Here is a 17,306-nt window from a genome sequence, read left to right on the forward strand (position 1 = left end):
GGGGTCAGCCCTTTTTCATTTGGACGGCGCGCAGGGATTCGCCCACGCGGTTCACGCACAGCACCAGGACGAACAGCACGACGCTGGGGATGACGACCAGCGAAGGCTGGAACAGCATGTTTTCCTTGCCCTCGGCGATCATCAGGCCCAGCGAGGGCATCGGCGCCGGAACGCCCAGCCCCAGGAACGACAGCGAGGCCTCCAGCGTGATGGCCATGGCGGCGTCCACCGTGCCGATGATGAGCAGGTTGCCCACCAGGTTGGGCAGGATGTCGCGCCAGATGATCTGCAGATGGGTGCAGCCCTGCAGGCGCGATGCGGTGACGAACTCGGCGTTGCGCAGGCCGGCCGCCATGGTGCGCGCCACCAGGGCGTACCGTTCCCACAGCAGCAGGCCCAGCACCAGCACCACGACGGTGAGCGAGGCGCCCACCACCGACACCACGGCCAGCGCGACCAGGATGATGGGCAGGGCCAGGCGGGCGGTAATGAGGAAGGAGACGGCGCGGTCCACCGGGCCGCCGAAGTAGCCGGCGACCACGCCCAGCGTGGTGCCGATCAGCCCGCCCATCAGCGCCACGGACAGGCCGATCAGCGCCGATACGCGCACGCCGTACAGCGCGCGCGCCAGCACGTCGCGGCCGAGCTGGTCGGTGCCCAGGATGTGGTTCCAGTTGCCGTCCTCGCCCCAGACGGGCTCCTGCAGGCGCGCCAGCAGGTCCTGCGAGTATGGGTCGTGCGGGATCAGGTAGGGGCCGATCAGGCCGGCCAGAACCAGCAGCGCCAGCATGGCCAGGCCGAAGCGGCGGCCGTAGAGGGCCGCGCGCTCGCCGCGGGAGACGGGGGGCAAAGTAGAGGCGATACTGCTCATGACGACACTCGCACGCGGGGGTCGAGCCAGCCGTTGATCAGGTCGGCGACCAGGGTCAGGACGATGTAGATGAGGGCGAAGATCAGAATCAGCGCCTGCATGGTGGGAAAGTCGCCGCGCAGGATCGAGGTCCAGGCCAGCAGCCCGGCGCCATTGATGGCGAACACGGTTTCGATGACGACCGAACCGGCCAGCAGCGTGCCCATCTGGGCGGCGGCCAGAGACACCAGCGGCCGCAAGGCGTTGCGCAGCGCGTACTTGAGCACCACGCTGGGGCCGCCCAGGCCCATCGCGCGGGCGGTGCGTATGTAGTCGGTGGCCAGCACGGTTTCCATTTCCGACTTCATCAGGCGCAGCATCGCGGGCATGGCGAACAGGCCCAGCGCGACCACCGGCATGATGTAGTGCTTCCAGCTGTCGAAGCCCGAGGCCGGCAGCCACTGGTTCCGGACGCTGAAGACGATGATCAGGAGGAAGGCCAGGCAGAACGGCGGCATGGCCTGGGCGCAGGCCGACAACAGCATGGTGGCGCGGTCGGCCAGCGAACCCTTGCGCAGGCCGGCCAGCACGCCCAGCGGAATCGCCAGGAGCAGGGCGAACAGCATCGCGGCCAGGCCCAGCTTGGCGGTGGCGGGGAAATGCTGGCCCAGCAGTTCGGCCACGGGCCGGCTGAAGTAGAGGCTGTCGCCGAAATCGCCGCGCGCGACGCCCGCCAGCCAGCGGCCATACTGCAGCAGGATCGGATCATCGAAGCCATGCAGCTGCGATAGGCGCGCGGCGTCGGCCGCGCTGCCTTCGCCGGCGAGGCGCGCCGCCGGGTTGCCCGAGGCGAACACCAGCGAAAAACTGATCAGCGACACGAATACCACCAGCAGCGCGGACACCAGCAAGCGGCGGAACAGGAATGCAATCATGGGTCAACCTTTCGGTGGCCTTCTCCCCGGAGCGCGCAGGCGCCGGGGAGAAGGGCCGCGCCGGGCGGGCCGGCAAACCGGATCAGTTCCAGGCGGCCTTGTAGAAACGCGGGAATTCGTCGCCGTCGACCGAGAAGTTCAGGTCCTTGGACTGCACGGCGTTGAGCGAGTGGTTCCACAGGGGCACCCAGTAGGCCTGTTCCGCCACGATCTTCTGCGCCGCGCCGTAGTTCTTGGCGCGCAGCTCGCGGTCCACCGTGGTGTCGGCGGTTTCCAGGTACTTGATGACTTCGGGGTTGCGCGCCTGGTCGTCCGGTCCGCCGCGGAAGAAGTTACTGGTGGACAGGGCCGCGTCGGCGATGCCGTAGGAGCCCCAGTTCGACGACAGCATGGCGATCTTGCCTTCGCGCCAGTTGGTCATCGCGGTGCCGTATTGCTGTTCGACCAGGTTCAACTTGATGCCCGCCTGGGCCATCTGCGCGGCGGCGGCGTCGAGGATGGCGCGCGGCGGGGCGGAGATCACCAGGTCCAGCGTGACGCCGTTGGGGTAGCCGGCCTGGGCCAGCAGCTGTTTGGCGCGCGCCGGATCGTACTTGTAGGCCTGGACGTCGCCGGCGCAGCCGAACTGGGCCGGGTTGCAGGCCGCGTTGATGACCTTGGACGCGCCGCCCACCAGCGCGCGGCGGATGGCCTCGCGGTCGATGGCGTGGTTGATGGCCTGGCGCACTTGCTGCTTGGCCAGCGGCGACTTGCCGTCGTCGAAGCGCGGGTTCAGCGAGATGTAGCTGATGCGCATGATGCTGCTGCTCTTGACCGTGACGGAGGGCTGTTTCTCCATGCGCTTGGCCACGTCGGGCGGCACGCGCCAGATCCAGTCCAGCCCGCCGGAAAGCAGTTCGGCGTACTGGGTGTTGGCGTCGGGCAGCACCCGCACCACCAGCTTTTGCACGGCCGGCTTGGCGCCGAAGTAGTCTTCGTAGCGTTCGTACACGTAGCGGCTGCCGGGCTGGCTTTCCACCAGGCGGTACGGGCCGGTGCCGATGGGCTTGGCGCCCATGTCGGACTGGTTGGCCTCGTAGTATTTGCGCGGATAGATCGGCAGGTTTTCCGACAGCATTTCCAGCGCCAGCGGGTACGGCGTCTTCATCTTGATGCGCACCGTGTCGTCCGACACCTTCTCGGCCTTGGCGATCCACGCGACCTGATTCTGGAAGCGGGCCTTGTAGCCCTCGGACGACACGAGGTTCAGCGTGTACAGCACGTCGTCGATGGTGAGCAGCGAGCCGTCGTGGAATTTCACGTCCTTGCGGATGGGCAGTTCGATCGTCGTGTCGTCCACGAACTTGTAGCCCGTGGCGATGGCCGGGCCGAACTCGCCGGTATCCTGGTTTTTCTGCAGCAGGCCCGAGAAGACCATGCGCGCCAGCGCCAGGCCGGGGCGGTCCGATTCCTTGTAGGCGTCGAGCGTGGCCGGGGCCGCGTCGAAGGCGATATTGAGGGAGTTGTCGGCCTTGTTGGCCTGGGCGGCGTGGACGCCAAGCGCAAGTAGCGCCGCGCTCACTAGCTTTACGGTACGGGTCGGCTGCATGTTTTCACCTTGATATGTTTTAGTGGGGCACTGCGGGTGCTGCGGTACTGCGTATCGACGGGCAAGCCGCTCCCCTTGCCGCGGGCGGCGCCAGGGCGCCGGCGGTGCATGCACTGTCGCTTGGGAGAGGCGGGCGTCTGCCGCCCGGCGGGGATTAGCGGGTCATCGTGTCATCGGATCCCAACGTTGCCGAAGTCTTCCCGCAGGCGCGCCAGAATGCCGACCAGGTGGTCGTGCATGGCGTGGCGCGCGCGGATGGGATCGCGGTCGACGATGGCCGCGAGGATGCGTTCATGCTCTTGCTGGGCTTCGCTCCACACCTTGGTGGTCACGAAGTGTTCTTCCAGCCGGTGGAATACGGGGCTCAGCGTGCTCAGATGCCAGATATGGGAAATCGCGGCGGCCAGCGCGGCGTTGCCGCAGGCCGCGCCGATCGCGCTGTGGAAGGCGCGGTCGTGCTCGCTGGGCGATTCGGTCAGGGACATGCCTTCGTGCGCCGCGCGGATCGCCGCGATCTGCGCCGGCGAAGCCTTCTGCGCCGCCAGCGCCGCGCATTCGGGTTCTATCAGCAGGCGGGTTTCCAACAGGTCGAACGGCCCGATGTCCGCCCCATCGGCGGGCGCGGGCGCTTGCGGCGCTTCTTGGTAGTGGCCGTCCTCGCGCATCGCATTGACGAATACGCCGGTGCCGACCCGCACTTCCACGTAGCCCTCGATTTCCAGCGCGATCAGCGCTTCGCGCACCGACGCGCGGCTTACCTGCAGCTGTTCGGCCAGTTCGCGTTCGGCGGGCAGCCTGCCGCCCGCGGGGAAATCGCCCGCCTTGATGCGCGCGGCGATCTGGTCGGCGATCATGCGATAGAGGCGGGTGGAGGCTACGGCCTGGAGAGCGGTCATTGTTGCGTCGGTAGGGTTGGTCGGGACGTAGAGCGTAATGGGTCTGCCAGGTCTTGTCTTGCCCAGGGGCGGCGTTCCGCCACAGTGTCTGGATATCTGGTGGCCCAGTGGTCAGGCCACTGGACGAAATGTACCGGAGGTATCCCGGCTTGTGAACCGGGGCGGACGGCAATTCTTTGATTCCTAGGGAAAACCACTAGCGGGCCGGCCGCGCCAGACGCGCGCGGCCCGCACGCGGAAGGAGAGGTTCAGGCGGAGGCCAGCCCTGCGAAGAAGCGGGATGCGTTCGATTCGAGGCCTTCGATGTAGTAGCCGCCTTCCTGCACGATCAGGCTGGGCAGCTTCAGGGCGCCAACCTCCCGGCCCAGCCGCTCGAAGCCATTTTCGCTGACGGCGACCTTGGCCTGCGGGTCTTTTTCGAAGATGTCGAAACCCAGGGACAGGACCAGCGCGTCCGGCTGGAACAATTCGATGGCGCGCCGCGCCTGCTGGAGCTTTTCGAAGAACACGGATTCGGGCGAGCCGTGCGGCATGGGCAGGTTGATGTTGTAGCCGTAGCCTTCGCCCGCGCCTCGCTCGTCTTCGTAGCCGGCGACCACGGGATAGAAGTTCTGGGGGTCGCCGTGTATGGACACGTACAGCACGTCGCTGCGTTCGTAGAAGATCTCCTGGATGCCCTGGCCGTGGTGCATGTCGGTGTCCAGGATCGCCACGCGCGGAAACCGGGGGATGAGGCGCTGCGCGGCGATGGCGGCATTGTTCAGGTAGCAGAAGCCGCCCGCGGCGTCGCGCCGCGCATGGTGGCCGGGCGGGCGGCAGATGGCGTAGGCGTGGCGGTCCCCGGCCAGCAGCGCGTCGGCGCCAGCCACGGCGCATTGCGCGGACCAATAGGCGGACTGCCAGGTGCGCGGCCCCACCGGGCAGCTGCCGTCCGCCAGGTAGCGGGCGGCCTGGGCGAGCACGCCGCGCAGCGCGTTCGGTTCGCGCACGAAGACGTTGGACACGACCTCGTCGCCCCAGTCCTCGGGCAGTTTTTTCCAGTCGGCGTGCGCTTCCTGCAGGAAGCGCAGATAGTCCAGCGTATGCACGGCGGAGATCGGGCCGGCGCCTTGGTCGGGCGGCGGCTGCACATCGAAGCCCAGGCGGCGCGCGGCCTGGGCCAGCGCGTCCAGCCGGGAAGGCACTTCCTGCGGAGTGCGCATCTTGCCCCGCGAAAAATAGGTCTGCGGATGGTGCAGTTTCTGATCGTCGTGGAAGTACGCCTTCATGCTTGATGACCCTTGATCTGGAGGTGGATGCGGCGAGGCCCGGGGCGGTGCCGCGCCGGCTGCGGGACTTGCCGGGAAGTGATGACGTTATACGTCCGTATCGTCCCCAAGCAAAACGGATTTCCGCGGACGCGGTCCGGATCAGGGTAATCCCGCGAGGGCCGAGCGCCTAGCTGGCCAGCCGTGGATTGAAGGCGTCGTTCAGCGCGTCGCCCAGCAGGTTGAGCGACAGCACGGTCAGCACGATGGAGAGACCGGGAAGCGCGGCCAGGTACCAGGCGGTGCGCAGCATCTCGCGCGCGTCGCCGATCATGCTGCCCCAGGACACGGCGTTGGGATCACCCATGTTCATGAAGGAGAGCGCCGATTCGATGAGGATGGCGTTGGCTACCAGCACCGAGGTCGTGACGATCACGGGGGGCAAGGCATTGGGCAGGATTTCCAGGAAGGCGATGCGGAAATGACTGAACCCGATGCTGCGGGCGGCCTGCACGAATTCCGCCTCGCGCAGGGCGCGGAACTCGGCGCGCACCAGCCTCGCCACCACGGGCCATGAGGCCGCGCCGATGGACAGCGCAATCACCGCCACCGACGGCCGGCCGATTGCGACGATGACCACCACCAGCAGGAACGAAGGAATGGTCTGCAGCAGTTCGGTGATGCGCATCAGCACGGCGTCGGTCCAGCCGCCCGCATAGCCGGCGGCCGCGCCGACCGCGATGCCGATGGCCAGGCTCAAAAGGGCGGCGGTGACGCCCACTGTCAGCGATACCCGGGCGCCGTGCGCCAGGCCGGATGCGATGTCGCGCCCCATGGTGTCGGTGCCCAGCCAGAATTCCGGGTCCTGGCCGGGCCACAGAATGGGAGGGCCGACCATGTCCAGGGGGTCATGGGGAAAGAACCATGGCGCGGTGGCCGCGGCCAGCAGGATCAGTAGCAGCAGGATGGCGCCCATCGCCGCGGCGGGATTGGCCAGCAGGCGCCGCAACGCGCCTTGGCGGGAATGGGGCCGGCCGGCGGCGGGCAGGGAGGAGGAATTCGCATGCATGGCGTATCGGGGCGGGGGAATGGCGTCAATGGGCGCGGATGCGGGGGTCCAGCAAGGCGTGCAGCAGATCGACGAGCACGTTCGCCAGGATCACCAGAAGGGAGGACAGGATCAGGATTCCAAGCAGGACGACGTAGTCGCGGGCCATCACCGATTCGTATGCCAGGCGGCCCAGGCCGGGCCAGCTGAAAACGGTCTCGACCACTACGGCCCCGCCCAGCAGCGTGCCGAAGTTCAGTCCGGCCACCGTGGTGACGGGAATCAGCGCGTTGCGCAGGATGTGGCGCCGCGCGACCGTCCAGGGAGCGAGGCCCTTGGCCCGGGCCGTGCGCACGAAATCCTGGCGGCTGACTTCCAGCATGGAAGCCCGGGTCAGGCGCGCGAAGATGGCGACGTAGAAACCCGCCAGCGCCAGGGTCGGCAGTACCAGGTGGCGCGCCACGTCCAGCGCGTGCGTCAGGCCGGTGGCGGCGGAGCCGATGGTGGATACGCCGCCTGGCGGCAGCCAGCCCAGCTGCACCGACAGCAGGATGATGGCCATCAGGCCCAGCCAGAAGCCCGGCGTGGAATACAGCAGCAGCGCTGCCAGCGACAGCACTCGGTCGGGCCAGCGGCCCGCGAAACTGGCCATGAGCGCGCCCAGCGCGATGCCGGCCGCCAGCGCGCAGCCCAGGGCGCCGAACATCAGCAGGACCGTATTGCCGAGCCGGCTGAAGATCAGGTCCGACACCGGTAGGTTGTACCGGGGCGAGACGCCCAGGTTCAGGCGGGCCAGGTTGCCCACGTAGGCTTGCAGTTGCCGCAGCACGGGCTGGTCCAGGCCGAAATGGCTGCGCATGGCGGCCATGCTGGCCTCGGTGGCGGAGCCCGATTCGGCCGCGATCACGTCGGCGGCATCGCCCGGCACGGCCTGCAGCAGGAAGAAGCTGAGCAGGACGACGCCGATAACGGTCGGGACCGCCTGCAGGAGGGAGCGCGCGATTGTCCGCGCGGCGCGTAGCGTAGTCATGGAGGCGTTCCGCGGCGCTTTATTGCAGGTACACGTCCGCCAGATTCGACTCCACCCCGTCGGCGGTCAGCGAGTGGTCATGGACGCGTTGGTTGGCGATGGTGATGAATTCCGGCTGGTACAGATTGAGGTCCGGCACTTCGCGCGCCACGATCTGCTGGAACTCCTTGAACAGTTCGACGCGGCGCGCCGGATCGTTCTCCACCGCGGCGGCCTCCAGCAGCTCGTCCACCTTGGGATTCCGGTAATGCGTGCCATTGGAGAACGGCACGCCCTTGATGAAGTTCTTCGACCAATACAAGCGCTGCACGCCCACGGTGGGATCGAACAGATTGCTGGCGCCGTTGGTGGTGAAGGCGAAATCGCGGTCGGTATAGACCCGTTTGATGAAGGCGGACGCATCCTGTGAACGGACGGCCACCGCGATGCCCACGCGCGCCAGCGTGGTGCGCAGGTAGTCGGCCAGGCGGGCGCCGTCCGCGCCGATCGGGTTGTAGTCCAGCGGCACGCGGAAGCGCACGCCATCGGCTCCCTTCGGGTAGCCGGCCTCGTCCAGCAACGCATTCGCGCGCTTCAGGTCGTACGGGTAGGGCGAGGGCGCTGGATCGTTGTAGGCCTTCAGGCCCGGCGCGATGGGGGAATAGGCGACCTGGCCCACGCCGTAGTTCACCACCTTCAGGATCACGTTGCGATCCACCGCGTGCGCGACCGCCTGGCGGACCTTTTCATTGCCGAAATGCGGGTCGTCCAGGTTGAACTCCAGCCGCGTGACGTTGTAGGAGTAGCTGTTGCCCTTGGTCTCGAAGCGCAGCGACGGCACGGTCTTCAGGCGCGCCAGGTCGGCCAGCGGGACCGGCGTGCGGTAGCCGAGGTCGGCCGTGCCGGTCTCGAAGGCGATGGCGGCGGCGGCGGGGTCGGCCACGATGCGCACGATCAGGCGGTCGATATAAGGCTTGGGCTTGTCCCAGTAGTCCGGATGGCGTTCATAGACGATATGGCTGCCGCGCACCCATTCCTTGAACTTGTAGGGGCCGGTGCCGATCGGCGCGGACGTGGCGGGATTGGTGAGCGGGTCGGTGCCCTCGTAGATGTGCTTGGGCACGATGGGCGTTTCGGTGGCGACGAAAGCGCGGATCAGGTAGGGCGCGGGCCGGGACAGGCGCAGGACGACGGTATGGTCGTCCGGCGTTTCGATGGCGGTCACGTTGGCGAAGGTGTTGCGGCCGCGCGGATGGATGCGCTTGAGCAGGCCGATCGAATACGCCACGTCCGCCGCGGTGAAGGGCTGGCCGTCATGCCACTTCACACCCTGGCGCAGGGTAAAGGTATACACGGTGCCGTCCGGGCTGATCTGCCATGCGGTGGCCAACTGGGGTTCGGGCTTGAGGTCGTAGTCGTACTTGAGCAGGCCCTCGGTCACCTTGGCGCTCACGCTGAGGATCGGGGTGGCGACATTGCCTACGGTCACCAGGGCGGTGGGCTCGGACGGCAACAGCAGCGTCAGCGTGCCGCCGCGAACGGGTTCGGCCTGGGACGCGGGGGCAAGGGCCAGCAGTGCGCCGGCAAGGGTCAGTTGTAGAAACGAACGGCGAGGGAAGGTCATGATGGGTAATTGAGATCGATGTCGAGTGGGGCGCACGGGCATGGCCGGGGCGCGGGATCAGGGTTGGGTGGCTGTCCGGCCATATGCCTGCGTGGCCTGGGCGGGGCTGACCAATCCGTCGCGCAGGTCGAGGTCCAGGCGCGCCGGGTCGCGGGCGGCGGGATCTCCCAACCCGCCGCCCCCGGGCGTATGCACCACCAGCCGTTCGCCCGCGGGCACCAGTTGGCGGCCCTTGGCCTGCAGCGGCCGGCCTCCGGCAAGCGCCAGCTGCCCGCCAGCGCCGGCCCGGCCGCCCAGCGCGCCGCGCGCCGGATGTTTCACGCGGTCGAAGGCGGCGGCGATGATCATCGCGGCGTCCGGATCGGCGTGCCGCAGCACGATCGTCTGCCCCAGGCCGCCGCGCACCGTGCCGGCGCCGCCCGAGTCCTGGCGGTATTCCTTGCGCTCGAAGACCAGGGGGTTGGCGCTTTCCAGGATTTCGAGCGACACGTTGCGCACGCCGCTGGGATAGGACGTGGCAGACAGCCCATCCTTGCCGGGCCGCGCTCCCGTGCCGCCGGTCGAGAAGCTCGTCGCATTGAAGCGCGGACCGGCCAGCAGCGCAGCCTGTTCCTCGGGCGCCGCGCCGGCCAGCGGCTCGCCGCCGACCAGATGCAGGTTCCACAGGGACGAGGCGCCTTCGGCGGGCACCTGGTCGGGGCGCGCCTGGCGCAAGGCGCCGAAGACCGCGTCGGGCAGCAACTGCCCGATGATGTGGCGGGCGGTCACCGCCGCGGGAAAGCGCGCATTCAGGATCGAGCCCTCGGGCGCGGAAACCTCGACCAGGGAAAGCGAGCCGGCATTGTTCGGCACGTCGGCGCCGATGAGGCAGCGGATGCCGAATGAGGTGTAGGCATCGGTATACGCCTTCACCACGTTGATGCCGCGCGCCACGCTGGGCGAGCTGCCGTCGAAGTCGACGCGGATCCGCTCGGCCTCGATGGTGACGCTGGCCTGCAGCGTGATGGGAGCGTCGTAGCCGTCGATCACCAGCGTGTTGCGCCAGGTGCCCTGGGGCCATTGCGCAATGGCCTGGCGCATGGCGCGCGCCGATTGCTCGATGATGTATCCGCCCAGCGCTTGCAGGTCGGCCAGCCGGAACTCCGCCAGCAAGGACTTCAGGCGGCGCCCGCCGATATCGTTGCAGGCGACCAGGGCATACAGATCGCCTTCCACCTGCTCGGGTTCGCGCACGTTGGCGCGGATGATGGCCAGCACGCCCGGGTCCGCCTCGTGCCGGCGGAAAAAGCGCAGGATGGGCAGGAACAGCCCTTCGTGGTAGACCTCCAGCCCATCGGCGCTGCTGCCGATGCCGCCGATATCGATCACATGCAGGGTCGAGGCGAAGAGCGCAACCAGCGCGCCTTCATGGAACACGGGCGACACCATCGTCATGTCGAACAGATGGCCGGTGCCTTTCCAGGGATCGTTGGTCAACAGCACGTCGCCGTCTTGCAGCGTCTCGGGCGGGAACGCCTTCAGGAAATGCTTGACGGACTCGGCCATCGCATTGACGTGGCCCGGCGTGCCGGTGACGGCCTGCGCGATCATGCGTCCGTCCGGCAGGAAGACGCCGGCCGACAGGTCGCCGGCTTCCCGTGTCGCGGTGCCGAACGCCGAGCGGATCAGCACTTGCGCCTGCTCCTCCACCACGGACAGCAGCCGGTTCCAGGCCAGCTGGTAGCGGATGCGTTCCTGGGCGGCGGGTTGGGTTGGCGTGCTCATGATGCGATTTCCTTGTTGGTGGTGAGTTCCTGGCGCGGCGCGGACGCGCCGATGTCGTCCAGGACCAGCGAGCCGAGACGGCTGCGGCGGGCCTCGAAACCGGCGGGCACGAAGGTGGTCGTTTCGTCTTCCACCACGAGCGCCGGGCCCGTCAATGTCTGCTCCGCGTCCAGCGCGGACCGTTCGAAGCAGGGCACCTCGGTCCATGCGCCGCTTTCGAAGTCATAAAGCCTGCGCGCGCCGGCCTGGCGGGCCGCGGTGCCGGGGCCGCTGGCGATGCGGTCGGTTTCGGCGGCGCGGCGCTCGCCAGCCTGCGCGGCGACGGACCAGCTGACGGCTTCGGCGGCGACGTGAGGCAGGTTGCGGCCATAGAGCTGGGCATAGCGCTGCGCGAAGGATTCGGCCAGCCGGGCGCTGGCATTTGCGTCGAAGGGGCCTTCCGGCAGATCCACGGCGATCTCATGGCCCTGTCCGCTGTAGCGCATGAAGACCACGCGCTTGTGGCTCAGGGCCGCGCGCGGCGCGGCGCGGCGCACCACCGCGTCCACGTTCGCGGTCAATTCATCCAGCAGGGCCTGAACCGCCGCATGGTCGATGCCGGCCAGGCGCTGGTGGAAGCTGCGGACCGCCTGGTAGGCGATCGGCGCCCAGAGGAAGCCGACGGCGGAGCCCACGCCGGCCGACTCGGGAACGATGACCCGCGAGATGCCCAGCTTGCGCGCCAGTCCGGCAGCATGCAGGGGCGCGGCCCCGCCGAAGGCGATCAGCACGTGCTCGTCGGCGGATTTGCCCAGTTCCGAGGCGTGCACGCGCGCCGCGTTCGCCATGTTCTCGCTCACCACTTCGACTATCGCGTGGGCGGCCTGCGGCGCTTCCAGCCCGCTGGGCACGGCCAGATGCGCCTGTATCGCGTCCTTGGCGAGATCCGGCCGCAGGCCGACCTTGCCCACCGCGAAGCGTTCGGGCGCGATGGTGCCGAGCAGGGCGTGGGCGTCCGTCACGGTGGGCAGTTGGCCGCCGTTGCCGTAGGAGGCGGGACCGGGCGACGAGCCGGCGCTGTCGGGCCCCACCTGGATGGACCCCAGGTGATTGATGCGAGCGATGGAGCCGCCGCCCGCGCCGATCTCCACCATCTCGATCACCGGGATGCGGATGGGCAGGCCGGAGCCTTTCAGATGGCGGTGCACGCGCCCGAATTCGAAGCTGCGGCTGACCTGGGGCTCGTAGTCGTCGATGTAGCAGATCTTGGCGGTGGTGCCTCCCATGTCGAAGGACAGCGCGCGGGCGGCTCCCGTCTGCCGCGCGACGTGCTGCGCCAGGATGGCGCCGCCGGCAGGACCTGACTCGACCAGGCGCACCGGTTCCTCGATGCCGGTCTGCAGCGTGGCGATCGCGCCGCCCGAGGTCATCAGAAATGGCTCTTCGGGCAGGCCGCGAGCGCGCGCGGCATCGTTGAAGCGGCGCAGATAGCCCGATACCTGCGGCTGCACATAGGCATTGGCGCTGACGGTGGACAGGCGGGGGTACTCGCGGATCTCGGCGCACACGTCGGACGACAACGAGACCCACAACTGGGGCGCATGCTTGCGCAGCAGGTCGCGGATGCGGCGCTCGTGCTCCGGGTGGGCGTAGCTGTGCAGCAGGCAGACGGCTACGCTCTCGATTCCGGCCTCGGTCAATTCGCGCGCCAGCGCGATGACTTGCGCCTCGTCCAGGGGCGTCAGCACACGGCCCTGGGCATCGACGCGCTCGGCAATGCCGTAGCGCCAGGGGCGTGGCACGAGCGGCTCCGGCTTGTCCAGGAAAATGTCGTACTGCGCGAACCGGTCTTCCAGCCCGATCTCGACCAGGTCGCGGAAACCCGCGGTGGTCAGTAGCGCGGTGCGGGCGCCCTTGCGTTCGATGAGGGCGTTCGTGGCCAGGGTGGTGCCCAGGATCAGGAGGCTGATCTGGGGCCAGCTCGCGCCGGCCTGTCCGAGCAATTCCTGGATGCCCTGCAGAACGGCCGTTTCGGGCGTATCCGGGGTGGTGAGCAGCTTGGCGGACCAGCGGCGCTGTCCGCGTTCCAGCACGATATCGGTGAAGGTGCCGCCGACATCGACAGCGACGCGGACGGAGGGTGCGGCGTCCGGGGTAGGGGGTATGGGCATATGCGGCAACTGGAATCAGGTCGTGGAGGCCCGCGCGGCGCGGGCGGGCCAAGACCGATGATGCTAAGCAGTCGCGGCTCCGGCTTGAACGACGGATTTCGAGTTTGCATATGAGAAAAAGCGCGCGGCGCTTTCCCCCGGGAAGGTCAGCCGGGGCTGCCCGATAGCGCCAGGATCAGCGCCAGGCACAGCAGCACGCCGAACGCGGCCAGCGCATAAGGCAGCAGCGTGACATACACGCCGCGCTCCTGGCCCCGGCCATGCGCAAGCCCGGCGGCGATCGACATCCGTACCGGCGAGAAGATCCCCAGCGAGGTGCCGGAAACGTGCAGCAGCGCGGCGGCGGCGGGCACGCTCAGCCCGGCCTGCAGAGCAAGCGTAAGCTGGGACGACATGAACAGGCTGTTCGGCGCGTTGCCGCTGTTGGCCAGGATGCCGAATGCCCCGGCGAGGATGGGCGTGATCAGCACGGTCCAGTCCCGCAGGCTCGCGAACAGCCCGTCGGCGAAGGCCTGCGAGATGCCCGCGCCCGCCAGCACTTCGGCCATCATGGCGAACAGGAACACGGAATACACCGCATGGCGGCCGGTGGTCCAGGCTGCCCGCGCCTGCCTGGCCAGTACGGCGGGTTGCCGGCGCAGCGCCGCTATCGCCAGCGCGCCCGCGATCAGCCAGCTGCCCGCATGGACGAAGGGCTTCCAGCCGGGCAGGTCGGGGTAGGGGCTGTACTCGGCCAGCGCGGACAGCCCGCGATTCAGGCCCGGTAGCAGCCGTGTCGCGACCAGCCAGGCGATCATCACGATATAGGGCAGCGCGCCGCGCGCGGCGGCCAGCATCCCGCGGCGGTCGGGGCGGCGGTCGAGCAGAAAGCGCAGCACGATCAACGGGCCATAGGCCGACAGCAACGCGGTCTCCGGCCCCAGCACGGCGGTGGCGGCGGACAGCGCGGCCAGGCTAGCGGCCATCCATCCCGCTTCGCGCCAGTATTCCGGCGCTTCGGCGCGCAGGCCCGCGCGCGCGGCGGTGCGCCAGTACAGCAACATCCAGAGGGCCATCAGCAAGGCTACCGGCACCATGCTGTAGAGCGCCAGCTCCGAAGCCGGCACGCGCGCGTAGGCCGAGGCCAGCAGCGTGCCGCTGCCCATGGCGCCCCAAGGAATCAGCGTCTGGCTCAACAGCGCGAACACCATGGTCTCGCGCGGCTGCAGGTTCAGCGGCCGGATCAGCAGCACCGTTCCCAGCATGCCGACGCCAAAGCCGGTGGCCGATTCGGCGAAGGGGCCGACGAGGAAGCATGCAAAGAACAGGCGGCGGCGCCGCGCAAGCGCATTGCCCAGTTCGGCCACGCCGGGGCCCGCGCTCTTGCCGGCCGGGCCGCGGTCCTGCGCGGCCATGTGCCAGAACAGCAGGCCGCCCAGGATATAGGGCGTGATGATCCCGCCGATCCAGAGCCCGCGCGCCAGGGCCGCGCCGAGCTGGCCGCCCTCGAATGGCGCGGGCGCCGCGCCCAGCGCCACGGGCAGCGCGACCGCCAATCCCAGAATGGCGGCCGCCGTGGTATTCACGCGTCCGCTGGCGATGGCGGCGATGACGGTCAGGGCAGGCAGGGACCAAAGCAGGTAGGTCATGTAGGGGTGTCCGCGGGGCAGGGGCCGGGTTGCGCGTTGCGGGTAGCAGTGTATGACGGGGCGCAGGGCCGCGTTTCGTGGCCGAGGCCCGTGGCCGCCTGCTTATCGTTCTATTCATGAAACGGTGATTGCCAAATTGAAGTCTACCCGTAGCTTCGTTCTATTTTTATTATTTCTCCAGCCATCAGGCTCATGTTTCGGCCCGGCGCCGCCGGCTAACCACCAAGGAGAGTTCCATGTCCGCACCCGCCAACTTCAATGGCCAACGTCCCGTTATCGATCCTGCCGACGCCGTCATGCTGCTGATCGACCATCAAAGCGGCCTGTTCCAGACCGTCGGCGACATGCCGATGCCCGAGCTGCGCTCCCGCGCCGCCGCGCTGGCCTCGATGGCCACCCTGGCCAAGCTGCCGGTCATCACCACGGCTTCCGTGCCGCAGGGTCCCAACGGCCCGCTGATCCCCGAAATCCACGCCAACGCGCCGCATGCGCAATACGTCGCGCGCAAGGGCGAAATCAACGCCTGGGACAACCCCGAGTTCGTCGCCGCCGTGAAGGCGACGGGTCGCAAGACCCTCATCATCGCCGGCACGATCACCAGCGTATGCATGGCGTTCCCCGCGATCAGCGCCGTCGCCGAGGGCTACAAGGTATTCGCCGTGGTCGACGCCTCCGGCACTTACAGCAAGATGGCGCAGGAAATCACGCTGGCGCGCGTCGTGCAGGCGGGAGTGGTGCCGATGGACACGGCCGCCGTGGCGTCCGAATTGCAGAAAACCTGGAACCGCGAAGACGCGCAGCAATGGGCGGAGGTCTATACCAAGGTGTTCCCGGCGTACCAGTTGTTGATCGAAAGCTATGGCAAAGCGCAGGAAGTGGTGAAGAATAACGAAGTGCTGGATTCGCAGCGCTGATCCCGGCTCTTCGTTTCCGCCGTCCGGGCCCAGGTCCGGGCGGCGATTCCGTTTATCAGGAACCCCATGAAAACCTGCATCTACCGATTCCTGCTCGCGGCCGCCTTGGCCGGCGGCGCGGCCCAGGCCGCCGCGGCGGGCGTGGACTACCGAATCGACCCCGAACACACGGAGGTCGTGGTGACCTGGAGCCACCTGGGCTTCTCCACCCCCTCGGCGCATGCCGGCGGCATACGTGGCGTAATCCGCTACGATGCCGCCAACCTTTCCGCCTCGTCGGTGAAGCTGGACGTGCCGCTGGCGAACTTCACGTCCCATATCCCCAAACTGGACGAGATGCTGCGGGGGCCGCAGTTCTTCGAGGCCGCCAAGTATCCGGCAATCGGCTTCCAGAGCACTTCCGTCGAGGACAAAGGAGACGGGCGGCTGCTGATCCACGGCACGCTGCGGATCAAGGACCGCGAAAAGCCCATCGTGCTGGAAGCCAGGCAGAACAAGGCCGGCGTGCACCCCATGGCCCAGCGGCCGGCGATCGGCTTCGACGCGGCCACGGTGGTCAAGCGCAGCGATTTCGGCGTAGAGGCCTACGCGCCCGACGTCAGCGACGACGTCGCCCTGCGGATCACGGTGGAGGCCCTGGCCGACGCGGCGCGCTGACTGTCTTTATCCGATAGGCGGCCCGTCCGCCGGCGCCCCGCAGAACTGCAGGAAGCGGCGCAGCGGAGGCTGCCGTTCGGCGGCGCGGTGCCACGCGATGATCGTGGGCGGGTTGTGCTCCTGCAGCTCTATCGGCAGGATGACGGCCTCGCCCGTGCCGGTCAGCCGTTGCGCCGCCGCCAAAGGCAGCATGACCAGGTAATCCGTGCGGCGGATGAATTCATCGGTAAGCAGCAGGTCGCTCATCTGGATGCCGAGCGGCGGCAGTCCCAGGTCGGCTCCGAGGAACAGCGCGGTCAGCTTGTCGTGCATCATCGTGCCCGGCCGCGGCTTGCACCAGGGCTGCGCGTGCAGGTCCTTTAACGTGAGCCGGCGCCGGCCGGCCACCGGCGAGAGCCGCGCATTGGCGACGACCACCAGGGGCTGCGGCGGCATCAGCCGCAATCGGCCCAGGCCGGGAGCGATCAGATCGGGGGCGTCGTAGCACACCAGCGCATCCAGCTTGTCGTCCTGCAGCAGGTCGGCCATCGCGCGGTAGCCGCCGGCCTGCACATCGAGCGACACCGCCGGCTGCGCCTGGTTGAAGGCATGGATCAGGGGCGCCAGGCTCAGTTTTCCCATGTCGGTGGCCACGCCGATGCGCAGTTCGCCCTGGTGGCCGCTGCGCACGTCCATGACCGCCTGCGCCAGCCCGCGCGCCTGCGCCACCACGGCTTCCATCATCGGCAGGACCTGCCGGCCCATCTCCGTCGGGCGCTTGGCGTTGCCGAAGCGCTCGAACAGCTTGAATCCCAGCTGCAATTCCAGTTCGGCCAGCGTTTTCGATACGGCGGATTCGCTCACGTTCGCGGCCGCCGCGACCTCTTTGGCCGAGGGGGCGTCGCGCAGGGCCAGCGCGATCTGCAAGTGGCGCAGCTTGAGGCGGGACGCCAGCGACTCGATCGGCGGCGGCTTGAGCATTTACTCAACTCCTTCTGCAAATAATTCACTATACGG

Annotated in this window: 14 protein-coding genes; 2 read left to right on the forward strand and 12 right to left on the reverse strand. The window is 68.2% G+C overall.

All coding sequences use genetic code 11. The features are described 5' to 3' along the window. Window positions 1-4: 4 nt before the first annotated feature. The 11 genes from JL37_RS27905 to JL37_RS27955 form a co-directional block, all read right to left on the reverse strand. Window positions 5-871: an ABC transporter permease gene (locus tag JL37_RS27905; protein ID WP_043548475.1), complete on the reverse strand. Its 867-nt coding sequence runs from the start codon at window positions 869-871 to the stop codon at window positions 5-7. Further along, a complete protein-coding gene (locus JL37_RS27910; RefSeq protein ID WP_043548476.1) occupies window positions 868-1,785 on the reverse strand; it encodes an ABC transporter permease in 918 nt (305 codons plus the stop codon). The genes JL37_RS27905 and JL37_RS27910 overlap by 4 nt, the downstream gene beginning before the upstream one ends. A gap of 82 nt (window positions 1,786-1,867) precedes the next feature. Then, window positions 1,868-3,373 (reverse strand): ABC transporter substrate-binding protein, encoded by a 1,506-nt coding sequence (locus JL37_RS27915; RefSeq protein WP_043548478.1) that lies wholly within the window; start codon window positions 3,371-3,373, stop codon window positions 1,868-1,870. Between the two features lie 170 nt (window positions 3,374-3,543). Continuing rightward, entirely contained in the window at window positions 3,544-4,269 is a 726-nt protein-coding gene (locus tag JL37_RS27920; protein WP_043548481.1) for a FadR/GntR family transcriptional regulator, read from the reverse strand. Between the two features lie 248 nt (window positions 4,270-4,517). After that, window positions 4,518-5,537 (reverse strand): histone deacetylase family protein, encoded by a 1,020-nt coding sequence (locus tag JL37_RS27925; protein WP_043548482.1) that lies wholly within the window; start codon window positions 5,535-5,537, stop codon window positions 4,518-4,520. A 169-nt stretch (window positions 5,538-5,706) separates the two neighbouring features. Continuing rightward, on the reverse strand, window positions 5,707-6,585 hold the full coding sequence (locus JL37_RS27930) for an ABC transporter permease (protein ID WP_043548483.1): 879 nt from the start codon (window positions 6,583-6,585) through the stop codon (window positions 5,707-5,709). 25 nt (window positions 6,586-6,610) lie between these two features. Further along, window positions 6,611-7,594, reverse strand: a complete 984-nt coding sequence (locus JL37_RS27935) for an ABC transporter permease (protein WP_043548484.1) — start codon at window positions 7,592-7,594, stop codon at window positions 6,611-6,613. A gap of 19 nt (window positions 7,595-7,613) precedes the next feature. Then, complete coding sequence (locus tag JL37_RS27940) at window positions 7,614-9,197, reverse strand: ABC transporter substrate-binding protein (protein ID WP_043548485.1); 1,584 nt, start codon at window positions 9,195-9,197, stop codon at window positions 7,614-7,616. A 57-nt stretch (window positions 9,198-9,254) separates the two neighbouring features. After that, entirely contained in the window at window positions 9,255-10,961 is a 1,707-nt protein-coding gene (locus JL37_RS27945) for a hydantoinase B/oxoprolinase family protein (protein WP_043548486.1), read from the reverse strand. Next, window positions 10,958-13,111: a hydantoinase/oxoprolinase family protein gene (locus JL37_RS27950; protein WP_052097642.1), complete on the reverse strand. Its 2,154-nt coding sequence runs from the start codon at window positions 13,109-13,111 to the stop codon at window positions 10,958-10,960. The genes JL37_RS27945 and JL37_RS27950 overlap by 4 nt, the downstream gene beginning before the upstream one ends. A gap of 146 nt (window positions 13,112-13,257) precedes the next feature. Further along, window positions 13,258-14,739 carry a hypothetical protein gene (locus tag JL37_RS27955; protein WP_043548487.1) on the reverse strand — a complete coding sequence of 494 codons (1,482 nt, stop codon included), beginning with the start codon at window positions 14,737-14,739 and terminating at the stop codon, window positions 13,258-13,260. A gap of 236 nt (window positions 14,740-14,975) precedes the next feature. Here JL37_RS27955 and JL37_RS27960 point away from each other — a divergent pair, with 236 nt between their 5' ends. Further along, window positions 14,976-15,653, forward strand: coding sequence for a hydrolase (locus JL37_RS27960; RefSeq protein WP_043548489.1), 678 nt, complete (start codon window positions 14,976-14,978; stop codon window positions 15,651-15,653). 66 nt (window positions 15,654-15,719) lie between these two features. Beyond that, the gene (locus tag JL37_RS27965; RefSeq protein WP_052097643.1) at window positions 15,720-16,310 is read left to right on the forward strand and encodes a YceI family protein; all 591 of its coding nucleotides are present in this window, start codon (window positions 15,720-15,722) and stop codon (window positions 16,308-16,310) included. Between the two features lie 6 nt (window positions 16,311-16,316). On the opposite strand, the gene JL37_RS27970 is transcribed toward JL37_RS27965, so the two are convergent. Then, window positions 16,317-17,270 (reverse strand): LysR family transcriptional regulator, encoded by a 954-nt coding sequence (locus tag JL37_RS27970; RefSeq protein WP_043548490.1) that lies wholly within the window; start codon window positions 17,268-17,270, stop codon window positions 16,317-16,319. Between the last annotated feature and the right edge of the window lie 36 nt (window positions 17,271-17,306).

It is taken from the genome of Achromobacter sp. RTa (genome assembly GCF_000757485.1).
Lineage (GTDB): Bacteria > Pseudomonadota > Gammaproteobacteria > Burkholderiales > Burkholderiaceae_B > Achromobacter.

Excerpts from the sequence above, each read along its gene's own strand:
- JL37_RS27930 (WP_043548483.1), bottom strand. The coding sequence starts at position 6,585 with ATGCATGCGAATTCCTCCTCCCTGCCCGCCGCCGGCCGGCCCCATTCC.
- JL37_RS27915 (WP_043548478.1), bottom strand. The coding sequence starts at position 3,373 with ATGCAGCCGACCCGTACCGTAAAGCTAGTGAGCGCGGCGCTACTTGCG.
- JL37_RS27960 (WP_043548489.1), top strand. The coding sequence starts at position 14,976 with ATGTCCGCACCCGCCAACTTCAATGGCCAACGTCCCGTTATCGATCCT.
- JL37_RS27945 (WP_043548486.1), bottom strand. The coding sequence starts at position 10,961 with ATGAGCACGCCAACCCAACCCGCCGCCCAGGAACGCATCCGCTACCAG.
- JL37_RS27970 (WP_043548490.1), bottom strand. The coding sequence starts at position 17,270 with ATGCTCAAGCCGCCGCCGATCGAGTCGCTGGCGTCCCGCCTCAAGCTG.
- JL37_RS27965 (WP_052097643.1), top strand. The coding sequence starts at position 15,720 with ATGAAAACCTGCATCTACCGATTCCTGCTCGCGGCCGCCTTGGCCGGC.
- JL37_RS27940 (WP_043548485.1), bottom strand. The coding sequence starts at position 9,197 with ATGACCTTCCCTCGCCGTTCGTTTCTACAACTGACCCTTGCCGGCGCA.
- JL37_RS27955 (WP_043548487.1), bottom strand. The coding sequence starts at position 14,739 with ATGACCTACCTGCTTTGGTCCCTGCCTGCCCTGACCGTCATCGCCGCC.
- JL37_RS27905 (WP_043548475.1), bottom strand. The coding sequence starts at position 871 with ATGAGCAGTATCGCCTCTACTTTGCCCCCCGTCTCCCGCGGCGAGCGC.
- JL37_RS27925 (WP_043548482.1), bottom strand. The coding sequence starts at position 5,537 with ATGAAGGCGTACTTCCACGACGATCAGAAACTGCACCATCCGCAGACC.
- JL37_RS27920 (WP_043548481.1), bottom strand. The coding sequence starts at position 4,269 with ATGACCGCTCTCCAGGCCGTAGCCTCCACCCGCCTCTATCGCATGATC.
- JL37_RS27910 (WP_043548476.1), bottom strand. The coding sequence starts at position 1,785 with ATGATTGCATTCCTGTTCCGCCGCTTGCTGGTGTCCGCGCTGCTGGTG.
- JL37_RS27950 (WP_052097642.1), bottom strand. The coding sequence starts at position 13,111 with ATGCCCATACCCCCTACCCCGGACGCCGCACCCTCCGTCCGCGTCGCT.
- JL37_RS27935 (WP_043548484.1), bottom strand. The coding sequence starts at position 7,594 with ATGACTACGCTACGCGCCGCGCGGACAATCGCGCGCTCCCTCCTGCAG.